At 47.1% G+C, this 24,897-nt stretch carries 12 protein-coding genes; 7 read left to right on the top strand and 5 right to left on the bottom strand.

The window, feature by feature from the left end; genetic code table 11:
• Window positions 1–52 precede the first annotated feature (52 nt).
• A complete protein-coding gene (locus AB6E54_RS00385; protein WP_017060624.1) occupies window positions 53–226 on the top strand; it encodes a hypothetical protein in 174 nt (57 codons plus the stop codon).
• A 54-nt stretch (window positions 227–280) separates the two neighbouring features.
• Here AB6E54_RS00385 and AB6E54_RS00380 read toward each other — a convergent pair whose 3' ends face one another.
• From AB6E54_RS00380 to AB6E54_RS00370, 3 genes are all read right to left on the bottom strand, one after another.
• Window positions 281–1,642 (bottom strand): TRAP transporter large permease, encoded by a 1,362-nt coding sequence (locus AB6E54_RS00380; protein WP_017060625.1) that lies wholly within the window; start codon window positions 1,640–1,642, stop codon window positions 281–283.
• A gap of 2 nt (window positions 1,643–1,644) precedes the next feature.
• Window positions 1,645–2,400, bottom strand: coding sequence for a TRAP transporter small permease (locus AB6E54_RS00375; RefSeq protein ID WP_372106553.1), 756 nt, complete (start codon window positions 2,398–2,400; stop codon window positions 1,645–1,647).
• A 64-nt stretch (window positions 2,401–2,464) separates the two neighbouring features.
• Window positions 2,465–3,460: a TRAP transporter substrate-binding protein gene (locus AB6E54_RS00370; RefSeq protein WP_016788636.1), complete on the bottom strand. Its 996-nt coding sequence runs from the start codon at window positions 3,458–3,460 to the stop codon at window positions 2,465–2,467.
• Window positions 3,461–3,807: 347 nt separating this feature from the next.
• Here AB6E54_RS00370 and AB6E54_RS00365 point away from each other — a divergent pair, with 347 nt between their 5' ends.
• Window positions 3,808–4,215, top strand: a complete 408-nt coding sequence (locus AB6E54_RS00365; RefSeq protein WP_004736070.1) for a thioesterase family protein — start codon at window positions 3,808–3,810, stop codon at window positions 4,213–4,215.
• Window positions 4,216–4,235: 20 nt separating this feature from the next.
• Here the strand turns inward: AB6E54_RS00365 and AB6E54_RS00360 are convergent, their stop codons facing one another.
• Complete coding sequence (locus tag AB6E54_RS00360) at window positions 4,236–5,063, bottom strand: 4'-phosphopantetheinyl transferase superfamily protein (RefSeq protein WP_372106551.1); 828 nt, start codon at window positions 5,061–5,063, stop codon at window positions 4,236–4,238.
• A 527-nt stretch (window positions 5,064–5,590) separates the two neighbouring features.
• Between AB6E54_RS00360 and AB6E54_RS00355 the strand changes: the two genes are divergently transcribed.
• The 5 genes from AB6E54_RS00355 to pfaD are packed head-to-tail and all read left to right on the top strand — an operon-like array spanning window position 5,591 to window position 23,280.
• Complete coding sequence (locus tag AB6E54_RS00355) at window positions 5,591–5,782, top strand: hypothetical protein (RefSeq protein ID WP_017076779.1); 192 nt, start codon at window positions 5,591–5,593, stop codon at window positions 5,780–5,782.
• On the top strand, window positions 5,782–13,617 hold the full coding sequence (locus AB6E54_RS00350; protein ID WP_372106550.1) for a phosphopantetheine-binding protein: 7,836 nt from the start codon (window positions 5,782–5,784) through the stop codon (window positions 13,615–13,617). Before AB6E54_RS00355 ends, AB6E54_RS00350 begins: the two co-directional genes overlap by 1 nt.
• Window positions 13,617–15,665 (top strand): PfaB family protein, encoded by a 2,049-nt coding sequence (locus AB6E54_RS00345; RefSeq protein ID WP_372106548.1) that lies wholly within the window; start codon window positions 13,617–13,619, stop codon window positions 15,663–15,665. Before AB6E54_RS00350 ends, AB6E54_RS00345 begins: the two co-directional genes overlap by 1 nt.
• Window positions 15,662–21,598, top strand: a complete 5,937-nt coding sequence (locus tag AB6E54_RS00340; protein ID WP_372106546.1) for a beta-ketoacyl synthase N-terminal-like domain-containing protein — start codon at window positions 15,662–15,664, stop codon at window positions 21,596–21,598. The genes AB6E54_RS00345 and AB6E54_RS00340 overlap by 4 nt, the downstream gene beginning before the upstream one ends.
• Window positions 21,599–21,642: 44 nt before the next feature.
• On the top strand, window positions 21,643–23,280 hold the full coding sequence (pfaD, locus tag AB6E54_RS00335; protein WP_372106544.1) for an eicosapentaenoate synthase subunit PfaD: 1,638 nt from the start codon (window positions 21,643–21,645) through the stop codon (window positions 23,278–23,280).
• Window positions 23,281–23,393: 113 nt separating this feature from the next.
• Here the strand turns inward: pfaD and hflX are convergent, their stop codons facing one another.
• Window positions 23,394–24,761 (bottom strand): GTPase HflX, encoded by a 1,368-nt coding sequence (gene hflX / locus AB6E54_RS00330; RefSeq protein WP_372106542.1) that lies wholly within the window; start codon window positions 24,759–24,761, stop codon window positions 23,394–23,396.
• Window positions 24,762–24,897 lie beyond the last annotated feature (136 nt).

The following is a 24,897-nucleotide window of genomic DNA, read 5'->3' as shown; positions in this document are numbered from 1 at the left end:
TACTTATTTCGACAACAGGATGTTATGCAATAAATATAATAAGGAAGTAGTTATGGGTGAGAAAACAAAAGTGCCATCGATTACCGATACTTTCGAGATAGATGGTATTTTTTATGCTGACAATCATGTCGATCTACACACGCCAGAATTAGAGGCAAAACGCGCTTTGTATGAGCAGATAAAGCCTCATTCAAATCGTGGCAGAAATATAGATGAGGAGGTCTAGCGACCTCCTCATTTTTTATGGATTAAATTCCATGTCAGTGAATGACTCAAATAGCTACTTGGTTATGATCTCTGGTCCCATCAAGGTGGTTGGTAACCATGTTGATACCCAAGGTACGTAAGTGACGATAATCAGGAATAAGAACATCACCCCAACCCACGGCAATGCGGCTTTTACCACGTTCATCATCGACATCTTCGCGACACCTGCGGTCACAAACAAATTGAGCCCGACAGGCGGCGTTATCATCCCTATCTCCATGTTCACCACCATCATGATACCTAGGTGAATTGGGTCGATACCGAGCGCAATTGCAATTGGGAATACCAAAGGAGCAACAATGATCAGCAAGCCTGATGGCTCCATGAACTGCCCACCAATCAAGAGTAAAACGTTTACTACAATCAAAAAGGTGATCGGACCCAAGCCCGCAGATAGCATAGACTCAGTGATCATTTGAGGAATGCGTTCTTCGGTCAGTACATGCTTAAGAATCAGAGCATTGGCAATGATAAACAGCAGCATGATCGTCAGCTTGCCTGCATCGTAAAGTGTGTCTTTGGTGTCTTTATGGAAAAACGTTTGGAACACCTTAACCAAAGCAGGCTTTGTATTGTTCTTGTCAGCGAAAGGCCCCATATCTTTATAGATAAAGTTGGCAATGAAGAAGGCATACACCGCAGCCACTGCCGCCGCTTCTGTCGGAGTAAAGATGCCGCCGTAGATACCACCTAGAATGATGACAATCAGCAGCAAGCCCCAGCTCGCATCTTTCGCAGCTGCGAACATCTCGCCCCAGCCCACAAATGGCTGTGCCGGAATCTTCTTAATACGTGCTGCGATGTAGATAGCAATCATCAACATCACACCCGCCAGCAAACCAGGAATAACGCCACCTAAGAACATACGACCTACCGATACATCGGTCGCAGCCGCGTAAACCACCATCACGATGGACGGCGGAATCAAAATACCCAAAGTACCCGCGTTACAGATAACCCCTGCCGCGAACTCTTTTGAGTAACCGTTTTTGATCATACCTGCGATAACGATACTACCGATCGCCACTACCGTTGCAGGAGATGAACCAGAAAGGGCTGCGAACATCATACATGCCACAACCGACGCCATCGCCAAGCCGCCGCGGAACCAACCTACCATCGCGATAGCAAAACGGATAATACGTTTCGCCACGCCACCAGTAGACATGAAGCTAGAGGCCAAAATAAAGAAAGGAATCGCTAAGAGTGTGTAGTGGCCTGCAAATGCATTAAACAGCGTTTGTGCGACTGAAGCTAATGACGCATCTGAGTGCATCAATAAGAATATTACGCTCGATAAACCGAGGGAAATTGCAATTGGTACACCGACCAACATGAAAGCAATTACCATTAAAAATAGAAATAACATTGCCATGATTAGTCTTCCTTACCGTTAGATTTTGTACTCGACTCATTCGCTTTGTTCTGCGGAGTCGAATTCAATACCGCTGTCGCATCTTCGTCAGAGCCCGCTAGCACGTCTGCTTTCAACGCATCCAGCTCTTCTTCGGCTTCGTGTCCTGCAATCATGCGGTCAAGCTTGCCTGTTACGACTTGGTAAGCAACTTGAGCAAAACGGAACGTTAGCATTGCCATACCAATCGGCAGCGCCATATAAGGAATAAAACGTGGCAGTTTCTCGTATCGCTCACCTTCATTCATCCAGTCAGAAAGAAACTGAAGCATCTCGGGCATTGGAATATCATCGGTCTCATACCATGCACGATCGGTCGCGAACGGGTACCAATAATTCCAAGAACCGATAAGAAGTAAGATTGAAAATGCTAGGCAGCTTGTCACGGCGATGAGCGCATACACTTTGCGTAGCTTTTCTGGGGCAAGGTTGATGATCACATCAACACCAATGTGGAAGTGTTTTTTAACGCCATAAGATGCGCCCACTAACACCATCCAAGCAAACATGAACACGGTCAGTTCCAGTGCCCATAAGATGTTGTCATTGAATGCGTATCGAAATACCACGTTGGCAAAAGTAAGTAGCGTCATTGCGCCAAGGAAAAATGCGATTAGTGACTCTTCAATCACATCCGTAACTCTTCCGACTTTGGAAAAAAGAGAGGTTTCCAGTGCTGATTCGCTAGAATTTGGTTGTTCCATTTGAGGCTTTTCCATAATTGACTCCGCTTATAATTGTTTTAATAAGGAGTGACGAATACTCGCCACTCCCTTAGCGGTGTTATTGGTTTGAAGCTAACGCTGCATCGATAAGGTCTGAACCGATGTCTTTTTCAAACTTCTTCCATACTGGTTGAAGTGCAGCTACCCATGCTTCACGCTGTTCAGGCGTAAGTGTACGAACCTCACCACCCGCTTCGATGATGTTGTTTTTGTTCGCTAGGTTAACTTTTGAAGATTCTGCGTTACGCGTCTCAGACACTTCTTGAACGATAGTGCCAAGCTGTGTGCGTACATCTTCAGGTAGGTCTTTCCAGAAGTCGTTTGACGTTACAACTAGGTAATCCAAGATACCGTGATTAGTTTCGGTCACGCCGTCTTGTACTTCAAAGAACTTCTTACCGTAGATGTTTGACCATGTGTTCTCTTGACCATCGATAACTTTAGTTTGCAAGCCACCGTACACTTCTTTGAAAGACATCTTCTGTGGGTTAGCGCCTAGTTGTTCAAACTGAGCCACCAATACATCCGATGCTTGAACACGGAATTTCAAACCTTTTGCATCTTCAGGGCTGATAAGAGGTTTGTTCGCCGACATCTGTTTCATGCCATTGTGCCAAAACGCAAGACCTTGCAGGCCACGACGCTTCATCGCGTTCTTCAGCTTTTCACCAGATTCTGAGTTTTGGAAACGGTCAACGGCTTCTACGTCTTCAAATAGGAAAGGAAGGTCAAAAATGCGGTATTTCTTAGTGAACTTCTCAAATTTTGACAGCGATGGCGCCGCCATTTGAACATCACCATTTAACAGGGCTTCCAGTACCTTATTATCATCGTAAAGTGTTGAGTTAGGGAAAACTTGCATACAAGCTTTTCCATTCATTTCTGTGTTTACTCGCTCTTCCAGTAAAGAAGCGGCGATGCCTTTCGGGTGCTTATCGGTATTGGTTACATGACTGAATTTAATCACGATTTCACCTGGATCACAGTTTGCAGCAGCATTAAAACTTGTGAGCGCCAGAGCAGAGACAGACAGCAGGGTAAGAGGCTTAAACATTATTATTCTCCTTAGTAAACAAAACAGCCCTTCAATGGGAACTGCGTGCTTTCACTAAGGCAATTAGCGCGCCACATTGACACAAATCATTAACAACCCTTTAACTATAAGGCTTCATGATATCTGCCTGCTGCAATCACCAACTCGCTGCAAAAATCAATGGGTGGGAAATGACACATAGAATATTTGTAAATGGGTGGGAGTTGACCAACGCATCACTAATGGATACGGCCGAATGAGGTCTGACCAAGAGCCACATTGCCGATGATACCTTGAAGTAATTTCGACCTATCCTGTAGAGTGCTGCACAACTTAGTCAGATTTACACTTAATAAGAGTTGATACCAATGAGTCAGATCTACCATCACCCAGTACAAATTTACTATGAAGATACCGATCACTCAGGTGTGGTTTATCACCCTAACTTTCTAAAGTACTTTGAGCGTGCGCGCGAACATGTCTTGGGTAGCGATAAATTGGCGGAATTGTGGAACGAGCACGGACTAGGTTTTGCGGTCTATAAAGCCAACATGACTTTTCAAGATGGTGTTGAGTTCGCTGAGATCTGTGACATCCGAACTTCTTTTGAACTCGATGGCAAATACAAAACGCTATGGCGACAAGAAGTGTGGCGTAAAGATGCAACCAAACCCGCGGTGATTGGTGATATCGAAATGGTCTGTTTAGATAAAGACAAACAACTGCAGCCCGTACCTGCCGAAGTATTAAAAGCGATGCTTGGCGAAACGAGCTAACTTCGTCTCACCAAACCAGCTTAAAAGAGATGAGACGACGAAAAGGTTCTCATCTCTAATTGCATTGGCAGACTCGCCCCACCAAGCGTAACAGCAAAGCGATACTTCTCATCCAACCTCCCCAAGCAACATTGCCAATCTGCAGAACTATCGATTTGCTCAGTAACATCCAACCCAACTCCACTGTATATGCTGATTTCACCATGCAATCTAATTTCATCCTGCAAGTTTGGTTGAAAACCCGAAGCGTGAATTGACAATGTTTGCTCCGTCAGATTGGAGAATTCGAACGAAAAGCTTCGCAACGATGTGGCCAGCCCCTTGCCCGTCGCTTTGATGTACGACTCTTTCAACGCCCACAGATCGAAAAAACGCTCTCTCTGTTCTTCTTTGCTGAGCTCAAGTAAATCCGCCAATTCTTTATCTGAAAAGTAGTGCTTCATGATCGAGTCGATATTGGTCGAACTTCTTGCGTGTTCAATATCAACACCCAATTGAACTTGCTTCCCTTCTCTCTGGCAAACTGCAATCAACAAATGTTCTTTGCTATGACTAATATTGAAATTTAACCCCGTCTTGAGTTGCTGTTTGGCGACTAAACTTGGCTTTCCTTTCTCGCCATATTCAAAGCGCCACGCTTCAGGCATCAAATCAGAATAGCGAGACAGAACTTTTCTTAGGTAATTTCGAACATACAGAGCCTGAATTTGAGATGAGGGCATTCGATAGCGCTCAACTTTAGCTATCTCATCGGCTGCCAGTCTCTTTTTGAGCTGCGATACATTGTCTGGCTGGTCATTTAAATGACTCAGAGAACATAGCCACAAATCAACAACGGAAGTTTTCATTTAACTCGAACTCACTTCTAGAAATCACTCTTCAAAACACGATTGGAACAACCAAATCGAACAAATTTAACTCATCTATGATTTAAGTGAAACCTAGAGAATACGGGAGGGAAACACCCTTCATATACGGGCTTAAAACCAATTTCTCAAATAATAACAAATTAAAACACAGATCACACTTAGCCTTACACAAGAGGCATCCATTAAATGTTACTTACAAAAACATGACATAGATCTCACCAAATCAAAATATAGAGTAAAAACACTAAATAACAACTCATAACCATTAATTATCAACAAGTTAATGAAATTGAAAATGCAAAAATCAAAACCATACCAAATTCATCTGGTCTGAACAGATCATAGTGGCCTCTCGGAGCATTGTATCAATAAGTCACCTCGGGTAGCCTGCTCAACCATTAAACAAATTCACACGTTTTCTTTGCGGATACCGACTTTTCATTTAGTCAGACTTTGAACAGGATTTTAATGGACATCGCCTCAACATTTGAATGCCACCGTCGCGCATGAAACACCTCCCCTACTCTCGTAAGTCAACGCACTTCGAAAGCCTAATTTCTATCTGGTTGCCGCCACTCAGCAACCTGAATTTTCAGCTGCGCTTCCCTAAATCTGTTTCAGATTTTCTTTCTTTAATTTTAAAAGCGCAGCCTCAAAACACGACATCACTTTCTGTGATTTCTAGTGGAGACTCATAATGAGCCAACCCGAGACAAATACACCGGAATCAGTCGACGATTCTCGACTGAATAAACGCCTTAAAGATATGCCTGTCGCTATCGTTGGTATGGCGAGCATGTTTGCGAACTCTCGCTACCTGAATAAATTTTGGGACCTTATTAGCGAAAAGATCGATGCGATTACTGAAGTACCAGATACGCACTGGCGTCCAGAAGATTACTACGACTCAGATCGTACTACGCCAGACAAGTCTTACTGTAAGCGCGGTGGTTTCATCCCTGAAGTGGACTTCAACCCTATGGAGTTCGGTCTTCCGCCAAACATCCTAGAACTGACTGATACTTCACAGCTGCTTTCTTTGATCGTGGCAAAAGAAGTACTTGAAGATGCGAAACTTCCTGAAGGCTATGATCGCGATAAGATCGGTATCACGCTCGGTGTTGGTGGTGGTCAGAAGATCGCTCAAAGCCTGAATGCTCGTCTGCAATACCCTGTTTTGAAAAAAGTCTTCAAGAGCAGTGGCATCAACGACGAAGACAGCGAAATGCTGATCAAAAAGTTCCAAGACCAATACATCCACTGGGAAGAGAACTCATTCCCTGGTTCATTAGGTAACGTAATTTCAGGTCGTATTGCTAACCGCTTTGACCTTGGTGGCATTAACTGTGTGGTAGATGCTGCGTGTGCAGGTTCTCTAGCCGCAATGCGCATGGCACTGAGCGAGCTGGTTGAAGGCCGCAGCGAAATGATGATCACAGGTGGTGTGTGTACTGATAACTCGCCAACCATGTACATGAGTTTCTCTAAAACACCTGCATTTACCACCAATGAAACCATTCAACCTTTCGACATCGACTCAAAAGGCATGATGATTGGTGAAGGCATCGGTATGGTTGCTCTGAAGCGCTTAGAAGATGCAGAACGCGATGGCGACAGAATCTACTCAGTAATTAAAGGTGTCGGTTCTTCTTCGGATGGCAAGTTCAAGAGTATTTACGCACCTCGCCCTGAAGGACAAGCAAAAGCACTAAAACGTGCTTACGATGATGCTGGTTTCGCACCGCACACGCTTGGCCTTTTAGAAGCTCATGGCACAGGTACAGCGGCAGGAGATGTTGCTGAATTTGGTGGCTTAAACTCGGTATTCAGTGAGAACAATGAAGAGAAGCAACACATTGCGTTAGGCTCTGTGAAATCTCAAATTGGTCACACTAAATCAACCGCGGGTACTGCAGGTTTAATCAAAGCTGCACTAGCACTGCACCACAAAGTGCTGCCGCCAACGATCAATGTATCAGCTCCGAATCCTAAGTTAGATATCGAGAACTCACCGTTCTACCTAAACACACAAACGCGCCCTTGGATGAAACGTGTCGACGGCACACCACGCCGTGCAGGTATCAGCTCATTCGGTTTTGGTGGCACTAACTTCCACGTTGTATTGGAAGAGTACACACCAGAGCACGCTCGCGGTGACAAATACCGTCAGCGCCAAGTGCCGCAAACTCTGTTATTCAGCGCAGAATCTCGTCAAGCACTGATCAATGAGCTCAAGCAGGTTTCAACTCAAGCGGCAGACGCTGCGTTCAAACTTGAAGCGCTTGCTGAGCAACACGCTCTACGCGAAGTTGACGCTAAGCATGCTCGTCTTGGTTTAGTCGTGACTGACCAAGCAGACCTTCAAGCGCAACTGACTCAAGCGGTTTCAATGCTTGAGAGCCAAACAAAAGCACATTGGCAGATGCCAAACGGTACTAGCTACCGTGAGTCGGCACTGATTGCTGAAAACGGCGCAGGTAAAGTGGCTGCATTATTTGCTGGTCAAGGTTCACAATACCTGAACATGGGTCGCGAGCTTGCTTGTCATTACCCTGAAATGCGTCAACAGCTTGCTCAAGCGGATCAAGTATTTGGTCAGCACAAGAAAACGGCTCTGTCACAAATTCTGTTCCCAATTCCAACCTTCACACCAGAAGCAACCAAAGCTCAAGAAGCTGTGTTAACCAACACGGCCAATGCGCAGAGTGCGATTGGTACTGTGTCTATGGGTCAGTTCGACATCATGACTCAAGCAGGCTTCAAAGCCGACATGGTCGCAGGCCACAGCTTTGGTGAGCTAAGTGCACTATGTGCATCGGGTGTTATCTCGCAAGACGATTACTACCAGCTAGCTTTCGCTCGAGGCGATGCGATGGCAGCGACACCTGAACAAGGCGACAGCGGTACTATGTTTGCGGTCATCCTAGACGCAGACAAACTTCCAGCCGTTGAAAGCTGCATCAGCCAATTCGAAGGCGTGAGCATTGCCAACTACAACGCTCCGACTCAATTGGTTATTGCTGGTCCAACAGCAACCGTTCAGCAGGCAGCCCAAGCGCTAACTGAGCAAGGCTTCAAAGCAATTGCTCTGCCAGTATCTGGTGCTTTCCACACCCCGCTTGTTGCTCATGCTCAAAAGCCATTTGCAGCTGCAATTGATAAAGCTTCATTTAGCGCTCCAACGCTGCCGCTTTACTCAAACGCAACGGGCAAACTGCACAGCAAAGACGCTAAAGCGATTAAGAAAGCATTCAAACAACACATGCTGCAATCGGTTCGTTTCAGCGAGCAAATTGAAGCGATGTATGAAGCAGGCGCGCGCGTATTCGTTGAGTTCGGTCCGAAAAACATTCTTCAAAAGCTGGTTGAGAAAACACTGGCTGATAAAAACGAAGAACTTTACGCAATCAGCATCAACCCAAGCCCTAAAGGAGACAGTGACCAACAGCTTCGTTTAGCTGCGGTTCAACTGTGCGTGACAGGTGTTTCATTAGACAACATTGACCCTTACCAAGCTGACATTGCTGAACCTGCAAAGGCATCACCAATGAACATCAAGCTGAATGCAACCAACTACATCAGCCCTGCTACTCGTAAGAAAATGGATCAATCATTGGCTTCGGGCAACGTCACCGAAAAGACTGAGATTGTTGAAGTGAAAGTTGAAGTCGAGAAAATCGTGGAAAAAGAAGTGATTAAAACAGAAATCGTTGAAGTACCTGTGGCTGCTCCTCAAGCTTCAAATGTACAACAGTCAGTTGCAGCAGCGCCAAGTGCACAAGTAGCTCAGCAACCTCAAGTGGCGCAAGCTGCACCAGCGACTATTCAGCCAGCAGCTCAAGTAACGGTTGATGAATCTTCACTGCAGTCGTTCTTCAATGCTCAACAACAAGCAGCAGAAGTACATCAGAAATTCTTGGCGATTCCTCAGCAATACGGTGACACGTTCAATACCCTAATGTCTGAGCAAGCGAAAATGGCAACAGCAGGCGTAGCAATTCCTGAGAATCTACAGCGTTCTATGGAGATGTTCCACCAGCACCAAGCTGAAACGCTAAAAGCGCACGCTCATTACCTAGAGATGCAAGCGCACAGCAACAACTCAGCACTTAACATATTGACACAAGGTTCTGTCGAAACAGTACAACCAACCTTCGTTGCTTCTGTAAATGCTCAGCCAGCGATTCAAGCTACTCCAACTACTTCAGCAGCTATCGTTCAACAGCCTGTAGTTCAAGTGCAAGCTGCTCCTGTACAAGCGGCGCCAGTTCAAAATACAACAGCTCAACAAGCTCCGGTACAGAAAGCCGTTCCTGCCCCACAAGTAGCGGCTCAAGCGGCAGCGCCTGTTGCAGCTCAACCTGTGCCAGTTAAAGCACAACCGGCTCCTGTGGCGGCACCAGTAGCAGTACAATCAGCAGATGCTGAAAAAGTGATGCTGGAAGTGGTCGCTGAGAAAACGGGTTACCCAACGGAGATGCTTGATCTAGAAATGGACATGGAAGCAGATCTTGGTATCGACTCAATCAAGCGCGTAGAGATCCTTGGTACCGTTCAAGACGAGATGCCAAACCTACCTGAGCTGAACCCTGAAGATTTAGCTGAGTGTCGCACTCTTGGTGAAATCGTTACCTACATGAACAGCAAGATGCCAGCATCAGCGCCTGTGGCAGCACAGCCAAGCGTAACCGCTCCTGTTCAAGCAGCTAACGGTCTTGATGCAAAAGTCGTTCAACAAACCATGCTTGAAGTGGTTGCTGAGAAGACAGGTTACCCAACGGAAATGCTTGATCTAGAAATGGATATGGAAGCAGACCTTGGCATCGACTCAATCAAACGTGTTGAGATTCTTGGTACGGTTCAAGATGAACTGCCTACTCTTCCAGAGCTAAACCCTGAAGACTTAGCTGAGTGTCGTACTCTTGGCGAAATCGTTGCTTACATGAATACTAAAAGCATGAACAGCAAACTTCCAGCTTCTGCTCCTGTGCCTTCACTAGCACCAGCAGTTACTCCGGCAACATCTAACAACGGACTAGATGCGGCTGTCGTTCAAAAAACCATGTTAGAAGTAGTAGCAGAGAAAACGGGCTACCCGACTGAAATGCTAGACCTAGCAATGGATATGGAAGCTGACCTTGGTATCGATTCAATCAAGCGTGTTGAGATTCTTGGTACGGTTCAAGATGAACTACCGACTCTTCCAGAACTAAACCCTGAAGACTTAGCTGAATGTCGCACTCTAGGCGAAATCGTAGCCTACATGAACAGCAAGCTTCCAGCTTCTGCTCCAGTAGCAGCTCAAGCATCTGCGCCAGCAGTATCAAACGGTTTAAACGCAGAACAAGTTCAAAGCACAATGTTGAGCGTAGTAGCGGATAAAACGGGCTACCCAACAGAAATGCTCGACCTAGCAATGGACATGGAAGCTGACCTTGGCATCGACTCAATCAAACGTGTTGAGATCCTTGGTACGGTTCAAGACCAACTACCAACCTTGCCAGAGCTAAACCCTGAAGACCTAGCTGAGTGTCGTACTCTGGGTGAAATTGTAGACTACATGAACAGCAAGCTAGCTCCGAATTCGGAAGCAGCGACAGTAGCTCCTGCTCCAGAAGCCGCTGTAGAAAGCACGAGCAACGACCTAAACCCTGCTCACGTTCAATCAACTATGATGGAAGTGGTTGCCGACAAAACAGGCTACCCAGCAGAAATGCTCGACCTAGCGATGGACATGGAAGCTGACCTTGGTATCGATTCGATTAAACGCGTTGAGATCTTGGGTACGGTTCAAGACCAGCTACCAACGCTGCCAGAGCTAAACCCTGAAGACTTAGCTGAGTGTCGTACTCTTGGTGAAATCGTTACCTACATGCAAAGCAAGCTATCCGTTGCTGCACCTGTAGCGACTGCTAAAGCTGAATCAGTAACGCCTATCGCAGAAACAGCGACAGCGGAACTTCCTCCACACAATGAGGTAGCGCTAAAAAAGCTACCAGCGGCAGATAAACTCGTCGATTGTTTCTCAAAAGACGCTTGTGTCGTGATCACAGATGATGGTCACAACGCCGGTGTTCTAGCAGAAAAGTTGACCGCTAACGGCATTCAAGTTGCTGTAGTGCGTAGTGCTCTTTCTGCCGCGTCACCTTTAAACAGTGAAATCGCAAGCTACACACTCAACAGCGTCGATGATGCTGGTGTGACTGCAGTTATTAACGACATCGAAGCAGACCTTAAAACGTCGAACAAAGTGATTGCTGGCTTCATTCACCTACAAGCTATCGTTGATGCTAAACAAAGCAACGAGCAAGCGGTTAACTTGAATGCAGACTCAAGAGCTTCACTGACGACAGCGTTCTTATTCGCCAAGCACCTAAATGGCCAACTGAATGCCGTTTCTGGTCGTAGCGTGTTCTTCACACTAAGCCGTATCGATGGTGGCTTTGGTTACCTAGATACTAAGCAATTAGCGAATGCAGAACTTAACCAAGCGGCTCTATCTGGTCTAACTAAGACACTGAGCCATGAATGGTCAAACGTATTCTGCCGTGCATTGGATGCTGACGCTTCTATTGATGCTCGTCACCTAGCTGAAGCTATCACAGGTGAACTGTTCGATATCGATACCAACACGGTTGAAATCGGCCTTAGCCATACGGAAAACGGTGAATCTGGTCGTGCAACACTGATTGCGACAACACCAGGCGCTGCACAAACTAAAAACACAGGCGCTCAACTCACCAAGAGCGACAAAGTTCTCGTAACTGGTGGCGCTAAAGGCGTGACGTTTGAATGTGCACTGACGCTTGCTAAGCAATGTAAATCTCATTTCGTTCTTGCAGGTCGTAGTAAGCATATTACTTCAGTTGATCTACCTCAGTGGGCACAAGGTAAGCAAGAGAAAGAGCTAAAACCAGCGGCTATCGCTCACCTACAAGCAACAGGTGACAAACCAACGCCGAAGAAAGTAGATGCCTTGCTAAAACCTGTATTGAGCAGCCTTGAAATCAACGCAGCACTTGCCGCTTTCAATGAGATCGGCGCGAGCGCTGAATACCTAAGCCTAGATGTATCGAACCATGAGTCAGTAGCAAAAACACTGGCAAACTTCGAAGGCATCACAGGTCTTATCCACGGTGCAGGTGTACTGGCTGACAAGCATATTCAAGACAAAACGCTTGATGAACTGAACATGGTTTACGGCACCAAAGTGGGCGGACTAGAAGCGGTTCTTGGTGGTCTTGATAGCAGCAAGCTAAAACTGATTGCGATGTTCTCTTCGGCGGCGGGTTTCTACGGAAACACAGGCCAAAGCGATTACTCAATGTCCAACGAGATCCTGAACAAAGCGGCTCTACAGCTGTCTGCTCGTAACCCTCAAGCGAAAGTGATGAGCTTCAACTGGGGACCGTGGGACGGTGGCATGGTCAACGCAGCACTGAAACGTATGTTTACAGAGCGCGGTGTGTACGTAATTCCTCTTCAGGCGGGTGCAGAGCTATTTAGTTCTCAACTACTGAACGAAACTGGCATTCAACTGCTGGTTGGTACGAGCATGCAAGGTTCTGACAACAAGGAAGCTGCTGTAAAAAAGCTTAATGCGGAGTCTGTGCACCTTGCAGAGAGTCCGCTGAATACAAGCATTACTGTGACACGTCATCTTGATCCAAAGGCATTGCCTTTCATTCAAGATCACTGCATTGCCGGTAACCCAGTGTTACCGACAGTGTGTGCCATCCAATGGATGCGTGAAGTCGCAGAGCAACTGTTAGGGGTGAACGTTAGCGTTCACAACTACAAACTGCTGAAAGGTGTGATTTTTGATACTGATGAAGTGAAAGAGCTGAAACTGGTTCTTTCCTCTGATGCTAAATCAAAAGATCAGCTAAAAGCAGTAATCAGCTGCCAAGGACGACCACAGTATCAAGCTCAGTTGCAAGTTGCCTCTGTGCAAATGTCTGAAGATGTTCAACAAGCGTCGACAAAACGCTTTGAAGCCAGCACTTCAGCACCTGTAACAACGGCACAAGCTCTATACAGTGACGGCACTCTGTTTCATGGACCAAGATTGCAAGGTATTACCTCAGTTGAGCGCTTTGACGACTTAGGCTTATTGGCTCAGTGCCAGTTGCCTCAGATTGAAAACAGCGACTGCGGATCATTTATTCCTAAGCAAGGCTTTGGCGATAGCCAACCATTTGCTGAAGATTATCTGTTGCAAGCAATGCTGGTATGGGCTCGATTGAAGTACGGCGCGGCAAGCCTACCGTCTGCAATCGGTGAGTTTATTTGTTACGCACCGATGCACAATGGTGACCAAGGTTGGCTAGAGCTGAGCGTGATAAAAAGCACGGCTCGTTCGCTGCAAGCTGATATCTCACTTTACCACCAAGATGGTCGTTTAAGTGCGGTAATGAAAGGTGCCAAAGTCACCATCAGCAAGAGTTTAAACGATGCATTTTTGCCAAAGTCTAGCTCAGCAGTATCAAAGAAAGAGGCGACTAAAAACGCAGAAAAGGAGCAATTGTCATAGTGACTGTTCCTACTAATAAAGCGATGCCATTGCGCATCGCTCTTTTAGCTCAGCCAGCAAACGCGGCTGAGCTTTCTGCCGACTTATCACCTTCGCTTCCAGAGATGGTTACTGTTGTGGTCGATGGCAATTTTAATCAAGCACTTGCTCAAGCGATTGAGGCTGTCATTCAAGGTAGTGTTATTAAACTTTGTTTAGATTCTCACTCACCATCATTGTTGATGTTAAGTGCGCTGAATGCTGCTCAGAATAAGATTCACCCACACGCGAATTTGGCGAGCTTTGTAGATACAGCTACCGGAAATAGCATTCAGCTAGCTCTGGATATTGCACGCCGCCCCGCTTCAGATTTAAGTCATCAACAGCAACACTCTGACTTATCGGCTTCGCAGCAGTTTGATGAATTGTTGAATATAGTTAATGCGATATCGAGCCGTTCATTACCGAGCCATTCATTACCTAACCATTACTGGTTCACTGAGCCAAACAAAGCACGTGTTGCTGCGTTAACTTTCAGTGACGATAGCCCAAAAGCCACCAGCCTGATATTGACTCAAGCGACCGGTTTGCACGAGCCAAAGCCATTGCTATCCAGCGAGAGTTTGATGTTTGTGGTTTCTGGCTGCGAGCAAACTGAATTGGTTTCTCAGTTGGCCTCACTAAGAGCTGAGCTTAAATGCGTTAGTGATTCGGCAGACAGAGAACTTGCTATCGCCAGCTTGATGTATTCAAACCTAAGTCATTTCCAAAGCGCTCAACACAATGCTGACTGTGGTGCGAATATCGTGATTCAGGCGGCTTCAATCGATGCTGCACTGCAAGAGATCACAGCGCTAGAAAATGCGTTGCCAAAAATAATGGCTGACAATAGCCAATACAAGACTCCAGCAGGCAGTTGTTTCTCACCAAAGCCTCAAAGCAAAGGTGGCGTTGCATTTGTTTACCCTGGTGTTGGCACGGTTTATCCCGGTATGTTGCGCGATTTTCACCACCATTTCCCACAGTTATTTGCTCGTTTAGAACGTGAGGGTAACTTGAAAGAGATGCTGCAGGCAGAGAAAACCTACGCTGAAGATTCGCAAGAAATGTCGCTTAGTGAATTGGCAATTGCCGGTGTAGGCAGTAGTTACCTGTTAACACAACTGCTATGTGATGAATTCAAAGTGCAGCCAGATTTCGCTTTGGGTTACTCCAAGGGTGAGGCTTCCATGTGGGCCAGCTTAAATGTTTGGAAAAACCCACATGCGCTGATTGAGATGACTCAAACTAGCCCTATTTTCACCACGGCAATTTCTGGCGAACTCACTGCAGTGCGTCAAGATTGGCAGCTGAACGGCGACGAAAGCATCCAATGGAACAGCTTTGTGGTTCGCAGTGATGCGCAAGCGATTGAGGCTCTGTTACCAGAGTTTCCACGCGCTTATCTCGCTATCATCCAAGGTGACACTTGCGTACTGGCAGGTTGTGAAAGCACATGTCGTACATTGCTCAAAAAACTGGGTAAACGTGGCATTGCCGCGAATCGTGTTACCGCAATGCACACCACACCAGCATTGAGCCAACATAGCCAAGTGCGTAAGTTTTACACGCAACCACTGTTCGACGAATTGCCAAAGCATATCCGCTTTATCAGCGCAGCAGGTCTAACGACGGGCGCACCAGTCAATATAGACAGCGACAGCATCGCCCTTTCGATTGCCGACACTTTCTGTTCGACGCTGGATTTCACCGCGTTGATCCAGAGTGTGCGTCAGCAAGGTGCTCGTCTGTTTGTCGAAGTAGGTGCCGATCGTCAAACCAGCACATTGATCGACAAGATCAATCGTAGCGACAACGTAGCCGACCAGTACTGCACAATCGCTTCCAATGCCAAGGGTGGTGACGATATTGTCACGCTCATCAAGTGTATTGGCCAGCTCATTACTCATCAAATTCCACTGTCTGTCGAGCCACTTATTCAAGGGCTAGAACAACAGATCACCGCCGCTAAGCAATTACGTGGTGTGCCTCAAGGCAGCGCAGTGAATCATCAAGGAGAGCTAGTATGAGTTCTCAATCGAACCAGTATCAGGCTCAAACTAAGAATAAGCAGCAAGTGAAGTGCAATAAGATCGCGATTGTTGGTATTGCTAACCAGTATCCAGAAGCGGATACGCCAAAAGACTTTTGGCAAAACTTGCTAGATAAAAAAGATTCTCGCACCACATTAAGCGCTGAAAAGTTAGGTGCTAAACCTGAAAGCTATCAGGGCGTGCAAGGCGAATCAGACCGCTTTTACTGTGATAAAGGCGGCTACATCGAAAACTTCAATTTCGACAGCAATGGCTACCGCTTAACAGCTGAGTCATTCAACGGTGTTGACCAAAGTTTCCTATGGGCTTTGGATACCAGTCGTAAGGCGTTAGTTGACGCCGGCATTGATTTAAATGCCGATGTTTTAGAGCGTACAGGCGTGATCATGGGTGCCCTTTCGTTCCCAACCACACGCTCGAACGACCTGTTTCTGCCGATGTATCACTCGGTCGTCGAAAAGGCACTACAAGCTAAATTGGCTAATGACCAGTTTTCACTGCTACCAACCAATGAAACCGCGCAAGACCTTAATCCGATCAATGGTGCTGCAGCACACAACGCCTCGAAGTTAGTGGCTGATGCGCTAGGTTTAGGCAACGTGCAACTTAGCCTAGATGCGGCATGTGCAAGCTCAGTGTATTCATTGAAGTTAGCGTGTGATTACTTGAACACGGGCAAAGCCGACATGATGTTGGCAGGCGCGGTATCCGGTGCTGACCCATTCTTTATCAACATGGGTTTCTCCATCTTCCACGCTTACCCTGACCACGGTGTTTCGGTTCCGTTTGATAGCAATAGTAAAGGTCTATTTGCTGGCGAAGGTGCCGGTGTTTTAGTCCTAAAACGTTTGGCTGATGCAGAGCGTGATGGCGACAACATCTACGCAGTCGTCAGTGGAATCGGCTTGTCGAACGATGGCCGTGGTCAGTTCGTATTAAGCCCAAATAGCAAAGGACAAGTCCAAGCCTTTGAACGCGCTTACGAAGCTTCTAACCTAACACCAGACAGCATCGAAGTAATTGAGTGTCACGCAACCGGCACACCGTTAGGTGACAAGGTTGAGCTAACCTCAATGGAACGTTTCTTTGCTGACAAACTGAATGGTTCTAACCCGCCATTGATTGGCTCTGCGAAGTCCAACCTCGGTCACTTACTGACTGCGGCGGGTATGCCGGGGATCATGAAGATGATTTTTGCGATGAAAGAAGGTGTTCTTCCGCCAAGTATTAATTTGGACAAGCCGCTATCGTCGCCAGAAGGTTTATTTGGCTCACAGACGCTACCAACGCAAGTTCAACCTTGGCCAAGTAAAGCGGGCAACTCAGAGCGCTGTTCGGGTGTTTCTGTATTTGGTTTCGGTGGTTGTAACGCACACTTACTGCTTGAAGCGTACTCAGATAAGAGTCATGTAAACCAGACTCTAGAGTCGGCATCTCCAAGCCTACAGCCGTCTAATTTAAGCATTACTGGCCTAGCGTCTCACTTCGGTTCTCTGCAAAGCATCAACGCGCTGAGCACTGCGATTGAAACCAACAACGATGCTTTCATTGCTTTGCCTAAGAAGCGCTGGAAAGGTTTAGACCAACATCCAGAACTGCTGAATCAGTTTGGTTTACACGGTATTCCAAACGGAGCGTACATCGATCAATTCGATCTCGATTTCCTACGCTTCAAAGTGCCGCCGAATGAAGATGACCGTTTGATCTCTCAGCAGTTGCTACTGATGAAAGTTGCAGACGAAGCCATCAAAGACGCCAAGCTCGTGGCAGGCCAAAAGGTTGCAGTACTGGTAGCGATGGAAACAGAGCTTGAAATGCACCAATTCCGTGGACGCGTAAACCTGCATAGCCAATTGGCTGACAGCTTTACCAACATGGGGATTGAGCTAACACAAGATGAATACCAATCGCTAGAAACCATCGCGATGGACAGTGTGATGGACGCAGCCAAGCTGAACCAATACACCAGTTTCATTGGTAACATCATGGCTTCGCGTATCTCTTCACTGTGGGACTTTAACGGCCCTGCCTTTACGATTTCAGCCGCTGAACAGTCGGTTGCTCGTTGTATCGATGTCGCGCAAAACCTAATGTCGCAAGAATCAATGGACGCAGTCGTGATTGCAGCCGTTGACCTTAGTGGCAGTGCAGAACATGTGATTCTGAAGAACAGCGTCAGCCCAGTGTCACTTGCTCCAAAATTCGGACAACCGCAAGACGGCAGTTGGAATGTGGGCGAAGGCGCAGGTGCAATTGTTCTTGTGGAAGAAGGTCGAGTAGCGAGCAACCAAGACACAGCTTACGGCAGCATTAACGCCTTGGCCTTTGGCTCAAGCGAGCGTAACAACGCCGTTGTTGATGAGTTACTGACTCGAGTCGGTATGAGCTCAAACGATGTTTCTCTGCTTGAGCTTAACCATGCACCTGAGTCTTTGTCACACGAGCTTGTATCTCTCAACTTAGAAGTTACCAAGACCACTCAAGTGAGCCAACGTGTTGGTCACTGCTCTGCAGCTTCTGGCATGGCAAGCCTGCTACACGGTCTGCTCAACCTGAACCTTGAGTCTCTGAATCCAAATATCAGCTCTAAGAGCGCGATTGTTGCCAACATCAGCGAAGGACAATGTTCACAGCTGCTACTAAGCCAGTCGAGTGTTGAATCTCAGTCACTTTCCGTTCGTTTAAGCAATGAACTGGCGAGCGATGCTAAACGTCAATTGGTTAAGCAAGTGACTCTTGGTGGTCGCGATATCTATCAACATATTGCCCAAACCCCAGTGACTAACTTGGCAACGATTCAGCAGAAAGCTTCTGGCAAACAAGCAGCAAAAGTGGCGTCGATTCCAACGACAGCAAACATCAAAGCAGCCCTTGCGCAAAAAGAGTTAGAGAAGAAGGCATTAGCGCAGAACGCGGTAGAGCCAGTCATCGAAACTCCTACATCAGTATCCCCTACTCTGGCGCCAACTCGCCACAGTCAGCTAACAGGTAACCACAGCAATATGACTCATGTCCTATCCGCTAAAAATGGCGTATCAAATATCGACGCTAATACGGATGCAGCATCACAGCCGTCTGTAACACCACACAACCAAGCTTTTGCTCAAAATCAGCAAGCAGCTCAACAGGTACACAAAGCATTCCTGCACACTCGAGCCCAAGGCATGCAGATGGCTGATGCGCTATTAAAAGCACAGTTAAACGCAATTACGTCTGGTTTAGATAGCTCAGCCGAAACATCAACTCAGCCTGTGCAAGCTCAACCAGCTCAGGTTCAGTCAGCGCCAGTAAACGCACTTGCGACACCAGCACCAGTAAAACCTATCCGTAAACCATGTATCTGGGATTACGATGATCTGGTTGAATACGCTGAAGGCGACATCGCCAATGTATTTGGCCCTGACTACGCGATCATCGATAGCTACTCGCGCCGCGTTCGCCTACCAACCACAGACTACCTATTGGTATCTCGTGTAACCAAGCTCAACGCGACAGTGAACGAATACAAGCCAAGCACCATGACCACAGAGTACGACATCCCAGTTGATGCGCCGTATCTTGTTGATGGTCAAATCCCTTGGGCTGTAGCGGTAGAATCTGGTCAGTGTGACCTAATGCTGATCAGCTACTTAGGCATTGATTTCGAAAACAAAGGCGAGCGTGTTTATCGCCTGCTTGATTGTACACTGACCTTCCTTGGCGACTTGCCTCGTGGTGGCGATACGCTGCGTTACGACATCTCAATCAACAGCTTTGCTCGCAATGGCGACACGCTACTGTTCTTCTTCTCGTATGAATGTTTCGTTGGCGACAAGATGATCCTGAAAATGGATAACGGTTGTGCAGGCTTCTTCACTGACGAGGAGTTGGCTGACGGCAAAGGTGTGATTCACACTGAAGATGAAATCAAGGCTCGTAAACTTGCGACTAAGCAACGCTTCGACCCTATGTTGCACTGCCCTAAAACTCAGTTTAACCACCAAGAACTGCGCCACCTGCTGACTGCAAACATCGCAGAATGTTTTGGCCCGACTCACCAATCTAATCGCCACCAGCCTTCTCTATGCTTCAGCTCAGAGAAGTTCATGATGATCGAAAAGGTTAGCCGTGTAGAACCGCAAGGCGGCACATGGGGACTTGGTCTGATTGAAGGTCACAAACAGCTAGAGCCTGAGCACTGGTACTTCCCTTGTCACTTCAAAGATGACTCAGTAATGGCTGGCTCTTTGATGGCAGAAGGTTGTGGTCAACTGCTGCAATTCTTCATGATGCACCTTGGCATGCACACGCTTGTTCAAAATGGTCGTTTCCAACCGCTTGAAAATGCCCCTCAACAAGTACGCTGTCGTGGTCAAGTTCTACCACAATCGGCAGAACTGACTTACCGCATGGAAGTGACCGAGATTGGTCTAAGCCCTCGCCCATACGCGAAAGCTAACATCGATATCTTGCTCAACGGCAAAGTGATTGTTGATTTCCAAAACTTAGGTGTGATGATCAAAGAAGACGACGAATGCACTCGTTACCTACCTTCTTTAGAAACATCTGTCGCGACCCCTGTTATCGAAAGCTTGGACCATAAAAGCTTGGGCCATACACCAGCAGTGAACCAACAGGCTTCAGCGAATGCACCACTCATGGCTCAAATTGAAGACCTAGAAACTGCACCAAACAAAGGTGTGATTCCTCTTCAACACGTTGAAGCTCCGGTGACTCCTGATTACCCGAACCGCACACCCGATACGGTTCCGTTCACGCCTTATCACATGTTCGAATTCGCGACTGGCGATATCGAGAAATGTTTCGGTCCTGATTTCTCTATCTACCGTGGGATGATTCCACCACGTACTCCGTGTGGCGACCTACAGCTAACCACTCGTGTCGTTGAAATCGATGGTAAGCGTGGCGACTTCAAGAAGCCTTCATCATGTATCGCAGAGTACGAAGTGCCAGAAAATGCATGGTACTTTGATGAAAACAGCCACCAGACCCTAATGCCTTACTCGGTATTAATGGAAATTTCACTGCAGCCAAACGGCTTTATCTCTGGCTACATGGGTACAACACTGGGCTTCCCAGGCGAAGAACTGTTTTTCCGTAACCTAGATGGCAGCGGCAAAATGTTGCGTAACGTCGACTTGCCCGGCAAAACGATCACCAACGATTCTCGTCTGCTTTCAACGGTAATGATGGGCACCAACATCGTACAGAGCTTCAGCTTTGAACTGAGCACTGACGGCGTGCCGTTCTACCAAGGTACAGCGGTGTTTGGTTACTTCAAGGGCGCAGCACTGAAAGACCAGCTTGGTTTAGATAACGGTAAAGTGACTCACCCTTGGCACGTTGATAACAACCGCACGCCGGATGTAAACATCAACCTGCTAGACAAAACGACTCGTTACTTCAATGCACCCGTTTCAGCTACTGGTGAAGTGCAAGAGCACTACCAACTGGCTGGCGGTCGTTTGAACTTTATCGATACCGTGCAAATCACCAGCGATGGTGGTAAAGACGGTCTGGGTTACCTATACGCTGAGCGTACGATTGACCCAAGCGATTGGTTCTTTCAGTTCCATTTCCATCAAGATCCGGTAATGCCAGGCTCTCTAGGTGTCGAAGCGATCATCGAGCTGATGCAAACCTATGCGCTAAACAAAGATCTCGGCGCTGGCTTCCGCAATCCGAAGTTTGGTCAAATCCAATCTGAAGTGAAATGGAAATACCGTGGTCAGATTAACCCTCTGAACAAGCAAATGTCTCTGGATGTACATATCACTGCGATTAAAGACGAAGACGGCAAACGCATCATCGTTGGCGACGCAAACCTGAGCAAAGATGGTCTGCGTATTTACGAAGTGAAAGACATCGCGATTTGTATCGAAGAAGCCCCTGCGAACGATAAAGCATAAGCCGCCATTAGTGACAGAGACAGAGAACTAGGAAAGAATTAATTATGACAACTCAAACCACTATCAATAACGAAAAGCTATCTCCGTGGCCTTGGCAGATTGAAGAGAGCACAACTCGCTTTGATAACGCGACAATGTCGACAATATTAAAAGACTTAAGCCTTGCTTGTTACGTCGTGAATCACCCAGAAAAAGGTTTAGGCGTTAGCCAACAAGCAGAGATTGCATCGGGTGATTCAGCAAGTTCAGCGAACAACCAACCTGTTAGCGCATTTGCTCCCGCTCTTGGTACACAAAGCCTAGGCGACGAAGATTTTCGTCGCTGTCATGGCGTGAAATACGCTTACTATGCGGGCGCAATGGCAAACGGCATTTCATCTGAAGAGTTGGTGATTGCACTTGGCCAAGCTGGCATTCTTTGTTCATTTGGCGCGGCGGGCTTAATCCCGTCTCGCGTTGAGCAAGCGATCAACCGTATCCAAGCAGCACTGCCAAACGGCCCTTATGCGTTTAACCTGATTCATAGCCCAAGCGAACCCGCACTAGAGCGCGGCAGTGTAGAGCTGTTTTTGAAGCACAAAGTGAAAACGGTTGAGGCTTCTGCCTTCTTAGGTCTAACACCGCAAATCGTTCACTACCGTGCCGCGGGCCTTAGCCGTGATGCACAAGGTGAGATTCAGATTGGCAACAAGGTTATTGCTAAGGTAAGCCGTACTGAAGTCGCGAGTAAGTTCATGCAACCAGCTCCAGCTAAAATGCTGCAAGCTCTAGTTGATGAAGGTCGAATCACAGCAGAACAGATGGAACTGGCACAGCTGGTTCCTATGGCTGATGACATTACCGCAGAAGCCGATTCTGGTGGTCACACCGACAACCGTCCGCTAGTAACACTGCTACCAACGATTCTAGCGCTGAAAGAGCAAATCCAAGCTCAGTATCACTTCAAAACACCACTACGTGTCGGTTGTGGTGGTGGCGTAGGCACACCTGATGCTGCTCTAGCGACGTTTAACATGGGTGCTGCTTACATTGTTACCGGTTCAATCAACCAAGCGTGTGTTGAGGCTGGCGCGAGCGAACACACTCGTAAGCTACTTTCGACAACTGAAATGGCTGATGTGACTATGGCTCCGGCGGCCGACATGTTCGAAATGGGCGTGAAACTGCAAGTGGTTAAGCGCGGCACTTTATTCCCAATGCGTGCCAACAAACTGTATGAGTTATACACACGCTACGACTCAATTGAAGCGATTCCAGTAGAAGAGCGTCTGAAGCTTGAGAAGCAAGTATTCCGTTCAACACTGGATGACATTTGGGCGGGGACTGTGGCGCACTTTAACGAGCGCGATCCTAAACAGATCGAGCGTGCTGAAGGTAACCCGAAACGTAAAATGGCGTTGATTTTCCGTTGGTACTTGGGTCTTTCAAGTCGTTGGTCAAACACAGGTGAACAAGGCCGTGAGATGGATTACCAAGTATGGGCAGGTCCTGCACTTGGCGCATTCAACGCGTGGGCAAAAGACAGCTACCTAGATGATTACCAGCAGCGTAATGCGGTCGACCTTGCTAAGCACCTGATGCACGGTGCGGCTTACTTAGCACGTGTTAACCTGCTGACTTCGCAAGGCATCAAGCTTGATCCAGAACTAGCACGATGGAAGCCAACTCAAAGAATGGCGTAAATGACCTAAATGGACTGGTTGACGAGTAACTAATTACTCAGCGACAGGAAACAAAAAAGCGACCTTATCGGGTCGCTTTTCTTTTGGTTGTTCTTGCCAGGCTCGCTACAAAATTAAGACTTCTGCATACGCTTTTTCAAGCGCGCTAAATCAATTGCACTTGAGCGTACAGTAAGCTTGATGCATTCGTAGTCGTATTCTTCCTTCACCACACTCATGTTTGAGCGAATCTCACCGATGATGCCTTGTCCAGAATAAGGGATAGTGATCTCTTCTTCGATCATGCCTTCTTCAGCAACACCAACGATGTACTTGTGCAGTTTAGTGATATCTAACGGATCACGAGTCGACGTTAGCATCGCATCTGGGAAGTCTTCGATCAGCTCTAACTGCTGTTCTTCCGTCAATCTATCGCACTTATTCAGCACCAATAGTTTTTCGCTACCTTCAACGCCCACTTGTGCCAATACGTCGTGTACCACATCAAGTTGTGCGCGGAATGAAACGTCAGAAGCATCAACGACATAAAGCAGCAATGAAGCATCATGCGCTTCTGCTAGCGTAGAGTGGAACGAAGCAACCAAATCGTGTGGCAGTTTCTTGATGAAACCTACTGTATCTGAAACCAGAATACGCGGCTGAGTAATTGGTTGAAGCGCACGAACCGTGGTGTCTAGCGTTGCGAACAGTTTATCTTCACCCACCACTTCGGTTGCGGTCATTGCACGCATCATCGAAGACTTACCGGCATTGGTGTAGCCAACTAAAGCAACAGTGAAAAGCTCCGCGCGCCTTGTGCGTCGGGTCTTCATTTCATCTTGTACGCTTACTAGCTCACGCTTAAGCGCAGCAATTTGGTCACGTACGTTACGACGGTCTAGCTCTAGTGAAGTTTCACCAGCGCCCTGACCCATCTGGCGCTCTTTGTCACCCTCAGCCGTTTCACGAAGTCGTGGCACTAAATAGTTTAGACGAGCGATATCAACTTGCAGACGAGCAGTACGAGTACGAGCGTGGCGACTGAAGATCTCAATGATGATGCCTGTACGGTCAAAAACTTCGACACCTAGGTGAGATTCGACATTACGCAGTTGAGACGGGCTCAAATCACAGTCGAATACCACAACATCAGCAGCGCCGTATTGAAAGTCGCCCGTTGGAAGATCATCAAAATCTAGCTCGTCGATTTCTGAATCAAACAGACCAGATTCATCAAGGAAGTCTTCATCTTCTGCTTCTTCAATCGAACCTTGGTAGCCGGTTAGGTGTGCAATTTCCGCAAGCTTACCAGCACCCAACACGTTTTGTCGTTGAGTTGAACTGTGGTGCTGCGATTGAGTACCGACCACTTTAAACCCTAGGGTTGTTACTAAGCGAGCAAGTTCGGCAAGAGACTCTTTTGCTTCGTCACCTTTGAAGTCCGGTGTCGTAATAGAAATAAGTAAAGCGTTACTAGCTGAGGGTTTTGCTGTTAGTTTCATGTATTCTTCTGTTTATGCACTAATGTGCAACCTAGTATTTGGTCTAAAGTAGCGCGATCCTACGCTGTTCTCGGTCAGCTTTATAGAGCTAACGGAGGCTATTTGGCGATATTATTGCAGTTAATCCATTTATCTC

Origin of the sequence: Vibrio sp. 10N.247.311.49 (genome assembly GCF_041467655.1) — a bacterium.
Taxonomy (GTDB): domain Bacteria; phylum Pseudomonadota; class Gammaproteobacteria; order Enterobacterales; family Vibrionaceae; genus Vibrio; species Vibrio crassostreae_C.
This window is presented reverse-complemented; position numbering and strand designations above follow the sequence as displayed.